The organism is Actinacidiphila polyblastidii, assembly GCF_036353415.1.
GTDB lineage: Bacteria > Actinomycetota > Actinomycetes > Streptomycetales > Streptomycetaceae > Actinacidiphila > Actinacidiphila polyblastidii.
This window is the reverse complement of the sequence record NZ_JAZEWV010000022.1, coordinates 17,217-31,765: the sequence shown is the minus strand read 5'-3', so window position 1 is coordinate 31,765 and position 14,549 is coordinate 17,217. Positions and strand designations below refer to the sequence as shown.

The window sequence follows — 14,549 nt, the reverse complement described above, 5'->3', positions numbered from 1 at the left end:
TGGCCGTCGTCGGTGCCGCGCACGGACCCGGCGGCGTGGAGTTCCTCCGGCGCCGGGAGCGGTCCGCGGTGGGGACCGCTCCCGGGGCGGCGTCACGGTGTCGGCTGGGGCGGCGTGACCGACATCGGCGGAGCGACCGCCTGGGGCGGTGTGACGGACGTCGAGGGTCCGGGCGGGGGCGGGCCGGGGCTCGGCGAAGGCGGCAGCGTGGCGCTCCCGACACCCGGGGGCGAAACGCTCAGCAGGTCGTGTCCGAGCCAGTCGGCAGCCTTGACGGTCCACTTCTCGACGCCTTCGAGGCCCTTGACCTCCTTCGCGAACGGGATGAGGCCCAAGGCGTCGCCGAACGCAGCATTGGTGTCCCCGTGCACCGCGTCCCAGGGGAGCATTGCGGCCGCACCAAGGTCTCCGATGACCGGCACCCACTGGATATCGTGCATCAGCCTCGGATACCAGTCGGGGACGTCACCGTTCGCCGAGCGGGTGACTCCCGGCCCGCCACCACCCACGTTGTTCGGGTGCGGATTCGGGATCTCGTTGAGCTGGCACATGCCGTCGGATATGCCGTCGCAGATGCCGTTGCCCTCGGACTCGAGCCAGTTGGCAGGCTCGGTATACTCGGTGTAGATGCAGTGCTGGTCCTGCTCGGAAACCGCCACACAGCGGTTCGGGTCGTAGAGGTTGTCGCTGCTGGGGAAGAGCGGGCGCGTTCCGGTCGGGTCGATTCCCCGGGCGATGCCGGGAGTGACCACACCGCCGTCGGGTCCGCAGCCGTGCCCGTTGTAGTGGAAGCCCTGGTTGCAGGTCGGCTGCTTCGGCTGATGCGAACCCGACGCCGAGAGAGTCGTCCCTTGGTGTGAGTGGGTGCCGGCGGCTACCACCGCGACCACCGCCACGATCACGGCCACCACGGCAGCGATGATCTGCGCCCAGGTGGGGCTCAGGCCCGTGGGGTCCGAGGTGCTCACCGGATCGTCGCCGGCATAGGCGTAGCCGCCGATCGCCTGGGGGCTGCCGGGCTGGAACACGGGGTCGGCGGATGTGAATCGCCCGGTGACGGGGTCGTACTTGCGCGCACCGATGTCCACCAGCCCGGTGGAGGCGTCGGCGGTCTTGTCGAGGAAGGTGTGGTCGTCCGGCCAGCTGGGCGCGGCCGTGCCGCGGGGGTCACCGAACGGCTTGGCGTAGCGACGGGCGACCACGTGGCCGGTGGCGGCGTCGACGGCGGTGCTGCCGGTTCCCTGGTTGTCGGCGATCTCGTACGTCAGGGAGCCGCTGCTCGCCGCCACGATCGACGGGGCGGACGGGTAGGTGTAGTAGCGGTTCCCGGTGACCGTCCCGGTCGCGGAGTCCAGGTACAGCTCCGTCGAGCCGAGGTAGAGCGTCGTGGTGCCGGTGGACCCCTTGGCGTCGCGGCGGATGAGCTGGTTGCCGTCGGCGTCGTAGAGGTAGTTCGCCGTCGTCGCCGGGCTGGTGCTGCTGTCGGTGACGGTGGTGAGGTGGCCCTCGGCGTCCCAGGTGAGCCTCTGCCGGGGGCCGGAGGCCAGGGTCCGGGTTTCGGTGTCACCCGCGGCGTCATAGGTGTAGGAGTCGGTCGCGGTGGCGCCGCCGGTGGTGGTGACGCTGCTGAGCAGGTTCGGCCCCGTGCTGCCCGGCGCGGGGTAGTTCGACGTACGGACGGTGTCCTTGGCCGTGTTGCCGGTGATGTCGTGGTCGGTGACCGAGGAACGGTCGCCGGTCAGGGAGCCGTTGGCGTCGAAGGCGTAGGTCTGCCAGTACGGGGCCGGCCCGCCGAGGGACGAGGCGCTGGACGGCGGCTTGTTGGAGGTGGAGGAGGCGCAGGAGCCGAGGCCGCCGGTGGCCGTGGTGGGGCTGTTGAGGTCGGTGGTGGCGGATGGGATCTGATCGCCCTTGTCGGCCCAGGCGTTGGTGAGGCGGCCCGCGGCGTCGTAGGTGTAGCACTGCAGGTCGCGGGCCTGGGGGCCCGGCTGGTAGGAGCCGGAGGCGGTCCAGTTCTGCAGGTCGGCGGTGGAGGTGAGGCGGCCGGCCGCGTCGTACGTGTAGGAGACGTCGTCGACGCTGTAGGTGTTGAGCTGGGTGGGGTTGACGGTGCTCCGGCCCGCGGTGGTGTCGGTGAACGTGTTGGTGACGCGACCGGTGGCGCTGTCGTAGAGGTTCTGCTGGACCATCTGGTACGGATAGTCCCCCAGGGTGCGGGAGAGGATCCGGCCGAGCTGGTCGTACTGCGTGGCGACCACGTAGTCGGCGTTGCCGCCGGCGGCGAGCAGCAGACCGTTGACGTTGTAGGAGTTGTAGACCGTCTCGGCCGGCACACCGCCGGCGGCGGGCAGGTCGGTGTGGTCGAGCAGACCGGTCACCGGGGTGTAGCTGTTGCTGGTCCGGTACGTGCCCGCCAGCGCGCCGTTGCCGTCGGCCGCCGGGATGGTCACCGAGCTGCCCAGCGGACGTCCGCCGGCGTCGTAGCCGGTGACCCCGCTGGTGTACGCGGTGGTGCCGGCGTCCGTGTAGCGGGTGGAGCCGGTCGGCAGGCCGCGGTTGGGATGGCCGTCCGAGGAGGACGCGGTGTCATAGCTCCACGACGCCAGCTCGGTGGAGGCCGCCGGCGTGCCGCTGTCCGGCCGCTGGGCCTGGTACTCGGCGGTCTTCCGGCCCAGCGCGTCGTAGTAGGACGAGACGAACTGACCGCGCGCGTCCTGGGTCTGCACCTGCAGGCCCGCGTCGTCCAGCACGGTGTGGCTCGTCCCGGCGTCCGGGTCGCTCTTGGTGATGTGGTGGCCGAGCAGGTCGGTGGTCGTGGTCGTCCAGATGTTCCTGGTGGTGGCGTCGGTGGTCGTCGAGCTGGTGCCGCCCGGAACGTAGGAGAAGCCGTATCCGGTCACGTCCGCGTCGGCCGCGCTGCCCGTCGGAGTCGGCGGACTGTTGTGGTAGCTCCAGAGCGCGGTCTTGCGGCCCCGGACGTCGGTGAAGGTGGAGGTGGCCGCGGCCGACGCCGTTCCGTTGCCTGCGGGGGCGGTGGCATCCGTACGGTCGACGCCCGGGTAGGCCGTGGTGGTCGTGGCACCCGGGACGGCGACCCCGTTGTGGTACTGGGTGACGGTCAGCGGGCGGGACAGGCCGTCGTAGGTCGTCACGGTCTGCGAGGCCAGCGCGTTGCCGTAGTAGCGGAAGGTTCCCCCCGGGGTGTCGCCGCCGTCGAAGTTGTTCGTGGCGGTGCGGGTGACCTTGCCCTGTGAGTTGTACTCGGCCTGCGTGGAGACCAGACCGGCGGAGCCGTCGGGTGGGGTGGCCTGGGTCTGCACCTGGTCGCCGAAACCGTCCAGGATCGAGAAGGACAGGCCGTAGGAGTTGTTCTCGCGCAGCGTCCGGGTCTCGACGAAGGCGTTGGGGGCGGCCGCGGTGGCGCCGACCGTCGTTCCGAACTGGCCGTAGTCGTAGACGGTGTTCGGGGTGCCGGCGTACTGGGCCTTCGGGTGGTCGGGGTGCCAGACCTTCACCACGCGGCCGAGGCCGTCGTACACCGCGTCGCTGCGCCGCCCGTTGACGTCGACGACGCTCTCGGTGACGCCGCGTCCGCGGTCCATGGTGATGGTCGAGGTCCAGCCGGCCGGGTCGGTGGTGGCCAGCTGGGTCGGCAGCAGCCCGGTGGTCGGGGTGAGGGCGAGCTTGGTGGTGTGGTTGTCCGCGTCGGTGCTGCTGGTCTTGCGACCGTACCGGTCGTACGTCGCCTGTCCCGTGGTGGTCCAGTCGCCGTTGAACGACGCGGCGGCCTGGGTCGTGGTGGCATCGCCGACGGCGACCGTGCCCGGCGGCTGATCGTCATACAGGGTCTGGGTCTGCGAGACGGTGGTCGCCGTGGTCTCGGAGGTCGTGGTGCAGCTCCGGCCCGCGGGGACCGTCGAGGTGATGGTGGTCATCGGGTAGGCGGTCCACTGGACCCCGTCGACGCCCGAGGCGGTGTTCCCGGCGTACCCGGTGAAGGTGCAGAGTTCCTGCACGTCGCCGTTCGGGTTGCCGTTGCCGTCGGTGTCGCCCTTGTCGTCGGCCAGGATCAGGTGTCCGTTTCCGCCGACGCCCCCTGAACCGGCGAATGAGGGGAGCGAGTCGTCGTAGGTGTAGTCGGTTTCCGAGCGGCGCAGCGCGCCGGAGGCCAGCGGCGCGTAGGTGATCTTCCGCTGCACCTGCGAGAAATGCGCCCGCTGCGGCGGCAGACCGGAGAGCCGGGTGTGGACCGCGGTCACCATCCCGGGTCCGGTCGGGTCCTGCGGGACGGTGATGACGTCCTGGGACACGGTCGGGGAGGTGTCAGAGGCGTAGATCTGCGTCTCCAGAGCCTCGCCGGCCAGTGCGTTGTCGTCGCGATAGCCGCCGCTCGGACAGGCGGTGCTGGTCGGGGCCTGGTGATGGGAGTCGTTCAGGCAGACGTAGCCGGTCGGATCCTGGTCCATCCCCTGGAAGTACGTGGTGACCGACTTGGCGTTGGCTCCCGGGGACTCGCCGGAGCTGGTGATCTGCACCTGCCGGAACCCGCGGAACCCGTCGGCCGTGCGGTGGGCCGGGTCGGCCTGCTCGGAGTCGTCGGTGTGCCAGGCCGGCGTGCCCAGGTAGCCGAAGTTGGTGCTGCGCGAAGCGGCGTAGCGGTAACCGGCGTTCTTGGTGGTGTTGTCGTTCACGGTGACGCCGGTGACCAGGTACTTGTTGAACCAGTCGAGCACCAGGGTGCCGTTGTTGTCGAAGTACTCGGGGAAGCACAGGGTGGCGTTCGCGGTGGTGGCCGGCGGTGCGGTGGTGCCGCAGTCGAGCGTGCTGGGGCGCCCGTAGGCGACGAGCGTCTCCGCACCCAGCTCGTCGGTGATGTCGTCGAGCCGGAACCGGTAGAACGGGGCCGAGTTGTAGAGGCTCGACGCCTGCGAGCGGTTCGGGAGCTGCGTGTAGCCGAAGTTGACCACCGGGATGGCCGGGGCCGCCGACGTGGCCACCGTGCCGTCCGCGTTCGTCAGATACGCGGTGCGGCTGACGGAGTCCAGCCGCAGTTGCGGCCGGTTGCCCGCGGTCGCGTGGTCCGCCGGGGCGGGGAACGACTGGTTCAGGGCGTAGCTGTCGACCGCTTTGAAGTCGACCGGCGTACCCGAGGGTTGGCTGCCGGTCGACGCCCCCGCGTTGACAGCGGTGCGCACGCCGGTCAGACGCACGGTGGAGAAGTAGGCGGGCGAGTAGACGGTGCAGGAGGTGCTGCCCGCGTCGCAGTGCTGGTCGTAGGGGACGTCCGTGAAGGACGCCTGGTTGCCCGCGGTGATACCGGTGGTGGCGATCCCCGAGCCGACGCTCGGCGGGGCGGTCGGACAGGCCGTGTTCGTGGGCGAGTTGACGCAGCGCGGCGCGTAGTCGAACAGCACGGTCGCGGCAGGCCGGGCGCCGGCCGCGTTGCCGTCGGCGAGCAGGCCCGTGGCGGTGGCGACGTCGGCCGTCTGCCAGCCGTAGTCGATCTCGCGCAGGTAGCCGGAACGGGTGTATGCGGTGGTCGCGCTCTGGTGCTGGTAGTTGTCCAGCTCCCGCGCGTAGCTGTAACGCGTGACGTTGCCGTGCGGGTCGATGACATAGTCGAGGTTCCACCGCCACGCCTGCAGGCAGCTCTGCGGGCTCTCCGTTCCCGTGGGATCGTTGCACGACGTACCGGAGCCGGTGCCGAAGACGGGCTCCGACCAGGTGGAGTACGTCGGGCTGTCGCCACCGGTGCCGCCCGACGCGGACGGCAGCCGGTTCGCACCGTACAGATACACCGTCCCGTCGGTTCCTGTCACCTTCCAGAAGGCCTGGTTCGCGGTGTTGTTGGAGCCGCCCGTGGTGCCGTGCAGGAACTGCACCCGGGTGCCGTCGTCGGCCGCCAGCCGCCACTTCGACGTGTCGGCGTCGTCGCGCACCAGCTCCCCGGCATGCGCTCCGCCCGAGATCGCCGCGTTCGCGACCCCCAGGCACATGTCGCCCGAACTCGCCCAACCGGTCGGGTCGACCTTCGCACACGGCTTGTAGCTGGTCTCGATGTACGAGGAGGCGCCGCCGAGCTCGAACCCCTCCCCCACCACCGAGGTCTGGCCGTTCGAGACGGTGGTACGGCCGTCCACGGAACCGGAGTCGTAGGCGAGCGAGAGGCTCGTGCCGCCGGAGCCCAGAGAAGGCGGGCTGTTCATCGGGTAGGACCACTCGAACGAAGCCGAGTTCCCCGAGATCGTCCAGGAGTCGGAGGACTTCAGGGACGTGGCCGTGTAGGCCCCGTCCGCGCCCGAAGCCGTGCTGGTCGCGGCCAGCACCAGCGCCTGGGTCCGGGCCTGGGGGGCGGCGGCCCACCGGGACTGCGGCTCGGTCGCCGCGCCCGGGAGCGCGACCGTGGCGAGGAGTCGGCGGCGCTCACGGTCGTTGACCGTCCGGACGGGTGTCTGCACCCGGCAGGAGGGCACATCCGGAGTGGTCAGCGCACAGGGCGGTAGGTGCACCAGTCTCAGACGATCCGCGAAGTCTCCGCCGAATGCCTCGGCCCACGCTCCGTACGCGAGGGAGACGTCAACGGCGCCCGCCTCGGTCGATCCGTCGGCGCGTGCCACCTGGACCACGGTCCCCCGCACGCCCGCGGCGGCGGCCGTCCGGTGATCGGCCACGGTGACGCGGACGGATGCCGGGCCGTGGCCGGTCGGCGCTCGCTCGGCGCCGCCCGCCGGAGCCGCCAGTGTGCCGCTCGGGGCGACGGCCACGGCCGCGTCCGCGTCCGCTCCGCCGGTCGTGGACGCCTTCGGAACGGTGGCCCCGCCCAGGGCCACCGTGAACGTCGCGGCCCGCGGCCACGACGGCTTCACCGGCGGCGGCGAGATGACGTGAGGGGCGGCGTCGGTGCCGTGGCGGGGCGGTCCCTTGACCGGGTGCACACTCGGGAGGACCTTGACGTCTCTGGGCTTCCAGACCTTCTGAGCATGCGGCCGCCCACCGTGCTTCTCCGCCGCGACGGCCGACCGCGCCAGAGCGGGCACCGGCGCGGCCAGCACCCCCGACAGGACCGCCAGGACGGTCACCGCGGTGCACCACCGCATCCTGGCCGCAGGTCGCCTGGACGACGCGGACACCGTGCCCGCCCTCCGGAAGCTCATTCCCCCGCCATCTCCTTCGTCGTGAACCTCGCCGGCGGACAGGCGAAGCCGCGGACCGGCGTTCCCGCCCTCCCTGATCTCACACCCGGCAGTGAAACACCCCCGGCGAGGCCGCCGGCAGCCGTACCAGGTCGATCTGGCAGGAAGGTGCCAACCTCCGTGCGCGACCGGGGACCCGCCCGCACACCGGCACCTACAGTCCAGGCTTCAGCGCCGACTTCGCGGTCCGCGCGCCCACAACCACCGTGATCTGGAGGATCGGTGAGAGGATCACCTCCCACACGACGGCGAACCCCTCTGCGCCCGGCGTCCGTAGCCGTTGCCGTTGCCGTCGCCGCCATGCTGGCCGGCGCGCTGCCGTCCACCGCGCTGGCGGTGAGCACGCCAGCTCCGTCGACGGGCGGTTCCACGGCCCCCGCGGCCTCGCACCCGCACTCGGCCGGGTCGGCCGCGGAACGCGCCCCGCACACCGTGCCGCACTCCGGCACTCCGGCGACGCCGCGCGGCTCAGCGCCGCAAGCCCGCGGGAACCCGCTGCTCGGCGGTATGGCCACGGCGATGGCACAGGCGAAGAAGACCCGCAAAGCGGTGCGGGTGGACGTCGCGACGAACCCCTACACCACACTGACGGCCAACCCGTCCGGGGCCTTCACCGCCCAGGAGTTCCTCACCCCGCAGCGCGCGAAGGTCAACGGCTCCTGGCGGCCGATCGACACCACTGTGGTGAGGAACGCGGACGGAAGCATCGGGTCCAAGGTCGCGCTGGCGGCCGTCAGGCTCTCGGGCGGCGGGAGCGGCCCGCTGGCCGTGGTCGACGACCGCGCCGGGCACACCCTGACCCTCACCTGGCCCGGCGGTGCGCTGCCCGCCCCGACGCTGTCCCATGACACGGCGACCTACGCCGACGTGTATCCGGGCGTGGACCTGAAACTGGTGGCGCTGCCGGCCGGCGTGCAGGACCTGTTCGTGGTCCACGACGCGAAGGCCGCCGCCAACCCGGCGCTGAAGAGCATCCGCCTGGGTGTCACCGGCACCGGGCTCTCGGTGGGCGCCACGTCCGACGGCGGGGTGACGGCCAAGGACCGCGAGGGGCACGAGGTCTTCGGCGGGCCCGCCCCCGTCATGTGGGACTCGGCCGCCGAGCCGGCGCCAGCCGCCGCGAAGGGCGAAGAGGCGCGGGCCGCCGGCTCGGCCACGCGCCCGCACCTGGCGAGGATGCCGGCCGCGGTGTCCCACGGTTCGGTGACCGTGACTCCGAGCCGGTCGCTGCTCACCTCGCGGTCCACGGTCTGGCCGGTCACCATCGACCCGCAGTGGGTCGAGAACCCGCAGAACTGGCTGGAGCTCTGGTCCAACGGCCATTCGGTCTACGACGGCAACCCGTGGCCGTACAGCCCGTACGACACCTCGGCCGTGCGGGTCGGCAACAGCGGGGGCACCCTGGTCCGCTCGCTGATGTCGTTCTCGGCCTTCAACCTGCCCAGGCCCAGCGACTTCAGCGCACACCCCGGTGACCAGGGCCAGAACGTCAGCTACGTCACCGGCGCGTTCCTGAACCTGATCTCGCAGAGCGCCACCTGCCCCTCGACCCAGGCGTGGCGGGCCAACCCCTTCAACACCAACTCCACCTGGTCGAACCAGAACGGCGGCAGCAACACCAACCTGTGGCCGACCTCCGGCGCCGACTTCACCAATCCGATCAGCACCTTCGGCGGGTCGACCAACTGCAAGAACCAGTGGTTCAGCGTCAACATCACCAAACAGGTGCAGGACGTCTACAGCGGCGGCGGCAGCACCTACACCGTCGGCCTGCGCGCCGCGAACGAGGGATCGACCACCAACAACTACGGCGCGTTCTACGTGCAGAACAGCGGCGGCTACAACCCCAACGTCACCGTCAACTTCGTGTCAGAGCCCTGGTGGGGCACCCCGTCGGTGACCGACACGCCGATCGGCAACCACAAGGGATCCAGGAACCCGTGCGGCGCGACCGAGCAGACCGCGGGCTACCTGCCCGTCCAGGCGGCCGACGTCGGCATCAGCATTCCACTCAACGACCTCGACTCCCGGCAGGTGTCCTGGGCACTGATGGCCGACGACTACCCCAGCCCCGGCTACTACTCCTCGACGCTGACCGCCGGCTACGGGTACAACGCCGCGCCGACCACGGTCACCGGGAAGATGCTCACCGCGGTCTCCCCCACCGGGAGCAACGGTTACGCCGGCAGCCCGATCACGTTGCAGGACGGCCATACCTACGCGCTCTGGGGCCAGGCCCTGGACGACGAGTGGATGACCAACGGCCAGTTCGTCAACCCGAACGGCCAGGACCTGTGGAACGCCTGGAACAACAACGGCAACAACTACCCGGCGCCGGCCAGCCCGCAGTGCTGGTTCACCGCCGCGCTGACGCCTCCCCACCAGCCCACCGTCACCAGGTCCACCTTCCCCGCAACCGGCCAGCAACTGCCCTCGTACCCGACCGTGGGCACCGGCGGCACCATCACCGTCAACGCCACCGCACCCACCACCGGGATCGACCACTTCGAGTGGGCTCTCAACACCCCCAGCACCAACGAGGGCGCCGGGAACTGCAACGGCATCGCCAACGCCGCCTGCGGCACCGTCGGCTCCAGCGCCTCCGGCACCACCGGCCTGGGCACCACCGACGCCACCGCGCCGATCACCTTGCCCTCCGGCGCGGGCGACGGCGAGCGCTGGGGCACCAACTACCTCTACGTCTCCGCCGTGGACAAGGCCGGCAACGTCTCGGCCTTCGCCCGCTACGACTTCTTCCTGGCGCAGGCGTTCCAGCCCGTGTCCTTCGGCAACGTGACCGGTGACGGCATCCCGAACCTGATGGGCGCCGACGACAACGGCAACCTGATCGTCTACCCTGCCAATCTGGACCCGGCGGGCTCCGCCAACGCCGTCCAGGCGGCACCGGCCGCCTCGGCTCCCAACGGCAGGTCGTGGTCGACGGCGCTGATCACGCACCGCGGCGCCGAACGGGTGCAGCCCACGGACGACCTGTTCGCCTGGGACAAGGACAGCTTCGGCGACGGGCACCTGTCCTACTACTTCAACTCCCAGATCGCCTCGGCCAGCACCCAGCCGGGCTACACGCCACCGACCACGCTGAACACCTTCTCCTCGACCCAGCAGTCCCTGGTCACCCGGCCGGCCTGTACGCCGGGCGCGCTCAACGGCGGCTGCGTGGGCTACGACCCGACCTGGAACTCCGTCCAGCAGATCATCGCGCTCGGGCCCGCGCGCGGCGGCTGCGCCATCAGCGCCCCCACCACCGCGTGCAAGACCAACCTGGTGACCGTCGAGAACTACCAGGGCACCTCCAGGGTCTGGATGTTCTCGCCGGCCGGTATCGGCCAGCTCACCAACCCCGTGCTGCTCTCGGTCTCCCAGCCGGGCTGGGACTGGTCGCTCATGCGGGTGATGGCCCCGGGCAACGCCGCGGGCCACCCCGGCGGTTCGGGCGGCATGCCCGACCTGTGGGCCGACGACCCCTCGGGCACCCTGTGGCAGTTCACCAACCACACCGACACCGGTACCCTCGGCGCCGGCCTCGGCGACCTCAGCAGCAAGCAGCAACTCGGCACCACCGGCCAGTTCGCCCCGTACTCCTGGATCAACACCGCCGGTGACCTCAACGGCGACAGCAACCCCGACCTCTGGGCTATGAGCCCGGACGGCCAGGTCTCGGTCACGCTGGGGCCGATCGGCGCCGACCCGGCCGCCCAGAGCCAGACCACCGCGACCGCCGTCAACTGGGGCGCCACCGCCGGCGTCAGCAACCTGCAGGGCACCGCGATCACCACCGGCGTCAACGGGCAGATCGTCAACGACGTCGCCGGCGGCCCCTCCGGCCAGAAGTGCGTGGACGACTTGCACGGCGGCACCTCCGACGGCACCGCCATCGAACTCTACGACTGCAACGCCACAAGTCCCCAGCAGTGGGCCTTCGGCCCCGACGGCACCGTCCGGTTCATGGGCGGCGACGGCCGGCAGAACACCTGCATCGACACCAGCGGCTCCCTGGTCCAGGCAACCAGGATCACCCTGCAGGGCTGCGACCTCACCCACAGGGCCGCGTACCAGACATGGCGCATCATCCCGTCCCCGTCAGCGCCCGGCCACTACTGGATCTACAACCCGGCCGCGGGCATGTGCCTGGACGACTCGGGCGCGAGCAGCAACAACCTCAACCCCTTCCAGTTGTGGCCATGCTGGGACACCGCGGCCAGCCCCGATCCGGCCCAGCGCTTCGTCCTGCCCACCGGGGCACGCCAGACCCAGAGCGCGGAGGCCGAGTCCATCTGGGGCAGCGCCACCGGCCCGGCCACCCAGACCCAGGGCAACTGCTGCGGCATCTCGTTGTCCAACGGGTACCAGCTCTATTTTCCGGGCAACGCCCAGGGCCAGTCGGTCACCTTGAACTACTACGTGGCCAACGCCGGCACGTACACCGTCGCCCCGACGCTGACCAGGACCAACGACCGCGGGAAGGTGTCGGTCACCGTCGACTCCGGCACCGCCCAGGCGGCGTCACTGCCGGTCGCCTTCGATGCCTACCAGGCCTCGGGCGTGTCCATCGTCCCGGTCCACTTCGGGACCGTGACGCTCAGCGCCGGCATGCACAGCTTCACGTTCACCATGACCGGGACCAACCCGGCGAGCGCCGGCAACCGGTACGTCATCGGCATCGACACCCTCCGCCTGATCCCGACCGGCACCGACGGTCCGAGCCTCGGGCTGAACCTCCCCGGCACCGGTATGACCGGCACTCCGGTCACCGCCGACGCCACCGCGTCCTACCCGGGCACCACGGCCATCACCGGCTACACCTACGACTTCGGTGACGGCACCGTCGTCGGACCGCAAGGTGCGGCCACCGCGAGCCATACGTACACCACGCCCGGCACCTACACGGTCGAACTGACCGCGACCGACAGCGGCGGCGCCACCGCCACCACCTCGGGCACGGTCGTGATGACCGCGGGCCCGGTCAGCCGGTGGAGACTCTCCGACGGCAGCGGAACCACCGCCGCCGACACCGGCAGCCCCGGCGGCCGTCCCGGCACGCTCAGCGGCTCCGGTGTGACCTGGAGCCCCGACGGGTCCGCGACGTTCGACGGCAACGGCCAGATCATGGCGGCACCGGCCGTCGACACCTCGAAGTCGTTCTCCGCCGCCGCCTGGGTCAACCTCCGCGACACCACCGATTACCACTTCATCCTGTCGCAGACCGGGACCACCATGGAGTCCTTCTACCTGGACTACGACGACTCACAGCAGTCCTGGGCGATGGTCATGCCCACCAGCGACGATCCCGCCCCCGGCTGGACCCTCGCCGCCGCCCCCGCCTCGGCCGTGTCGCTCAACACCTGGACGCACCTGGTCGGCACGTTCGACGCGACCTCCGGCACCATCCGCATCTACGTCAACGGCCGGCTCGCCGGCACCGCGACCAACCATCTGGCCTGGAACAGCGCCGCCAAAGCCGGCAGTGCGCTGGTGATCGGCGCCAAGGACCGCGGCGGGGCCGTCGGCGCCCGGTTCACCGGTGGTATCGCGGACGCCCGTGTCTACCAGCAGGCCCTCACACCCGACCAGGTGACCTGGCTCTACACGAACTCCGGGTTCACCCCCACCGCGGCGCGCGGGCCGCTCTACAGCCCCACGCTGAGCGGCAAGTGCATCGACGACTACTACGGTCAGCAGACCAACGGCAACCACGTCAACGAGTGGGACTGCAACGGCGGCTCACCCCAGAACTGGTCGATGAACCCGAACGGCACCATCACCCTCGCCGCTTCCGACGGCACCAAGTGCCTGGAGATCGCCGGCGGCCCGAGTGCCACCGCCAACGGCACCCTGGTGCAGCTCCACGACTGCGACGGCTGGGCCAACCAGCAGTGGGTCGCCCAGTCCGACGGCAACGGCCACATCCATCTGCTCAACCCGAACTCCGGGCGCTGCCTGGACGATCTGAACGGATCGCTGAACAACGGCACCCAGCTCCAGATCTACGACTGCCTGGGCAACGCGAACCAGGCATGGACTCCTCCGCTGGGCACCGACCTGGCGGCCGGCGGCATCGCGACGGCCTCCAGTCAGACCGCCGGCTGGGAGGCCGCCCACCTGACCGACGGCATCTACCGCGGCACCACGACGGTGCCCGGCTACGCCAGCCGGTTCGACAGCACCGCCGACGCCACCGAGTGGGCCCAGGCCGACCTGGGGAGCACGCACCAGATCGGTGAGGTCGACCTCTACCCGCGCGACGAGGCCGCCCAGACCATCGGCGCGGGCTTCCCGGACACCTTCACCATCGCCGTCAGCGTGGACGGGACGAACTGGACGACGGTGGCCGACGAGGGGAACTACTCCAAGCCCGGTGACGCGCCTCAGCAGTTCCTCTTCAACGCGACGCGCGCGAGGTACGTCAAGGTCACCGCCACGGTCCTGGGTGTCGACCAGAACGGCGACCACTACCTGGAGTTGCGCCAGATCGGCGTCGAGGGCACCTGATCCGCCCCTGCGCCCTCGAACGGCGGCTCGCCCAGGAGACCTCCCGGCGGGCCGCCGTCCCCTCGCGTCAGATCCAGCGTCGGCGCGCGGCCTTGACCCCGGCCTCGAACCGGCCGCTGGCCCCCAGGCGCCGCATCAACTCGGCGACCATCCGCCGCTCGGTCCGCAGCGACACGTTGAGTCGCCTGGCGACCGTGGCATCGGTCAGCCCCTCCGCGAGGAGGCCGAGCAGCCTGCGCTCCACAGCACTGGGCTCAGCCGCCTGACCCGGACGCACCCGCGCCGCGCCCGTACCGGGCAGGAGGCCGCCGACGCCGCGGTCCGGCAGGGTTCCGACCGGTCCGAGGCTCTTCGCCATCCCCCGCACGTCCATGCGAGCCTCGCGCCATCGTGCTGCACCGGCTGCGTCCGTCCCGGGCGCCCGGACCACGGCCACCCCCAGGTCGCCCTCCAGGCAGCTCCACCCGGCCTCGTGAGGCCGTGCCCGCGACCACTCCCCGAGCGGTGCGGGCTCGTGGGGGAAACGGTCATACCCGCCGGCATGGTGTGAGCCCCCGGTTCCCAGATCAGTGCGTGTCATCGTCTACCCCCTGGTGGCACGTCCGCATGACGGCCACCGTCGTGGCCACCACCCCTGCCCTGACCGCACGTCTCCTTGCTCTTCCCGCTCGTTTCGCGGGAACGGCAGACCTTCTTGGAGACGCTGAGGACAGGGTTCCTCCGGCCGTCCTAGATTCGTCCTAGGACGAGGTCGGACAGGGGATCACGGGGGTCGAGGCGACGGCCCGCGTCCCCGTCCGACCTCGGGTGTCGTCTCCGGACGTCGGTCGACCGCCGAAGGCGGGC

The 14,549-nt window shown here is 71.0% G+C and carries 3 protein-coding genes; 1 reads left to right on the top strand and 2 read right to left on the bottom strand.

Annotated features, from left to right (window positions below; genetic code table 11):
• Positions 1–92: 92 nt before the first annotated feature.
• Positions 93–7,154: an RHS repeat domain-containing protein gene (locus V2S66_RS23180; protein WP_330798026.1), complete on the bottom strand. Its 7,062-nt coding sequence runs from the start codon at positions 7,152–7,154 to the stop codon at positions 93–95.
• A 339-nt stretch (positions 7,155–7,493) separates the two neighbouring features.
• Here V2S66_RS23180 and V2S66_RS23175 point away from each other — a divergent pair, with 339 nt between their 5' ends.
• Positions 7,494–13,703 (top strand): ricin-type beta-trefoil lectin domain protein, encoded by a 6,210-nt coding sequence (locus tag V2S66_RS23175; RefSeq protein ID WP_330798025.1) that lies wholly within the window; start codon positions 7,494–7,496, stop codon positions 13,701–13,703.
• A gap of 67 nt (positions 13,704–13,770) precedes the next feature.
• On the opposite strand, the gene V2S66_RS34600 is transcribed toward V2S66_RS23175, so the two are convergent.
• Positions 13,771–14,061, bottom strand: coding sequence for a response regulator transcription factor (locus V2S66_RS34600; protein ID WP_413966462.1), 291 nt, complete (start codon positions 14,059–14,061; stop codon positions 13,771–13,773).
• Positions 14,062–14,549: the final 488 nt, after the last annotated feature.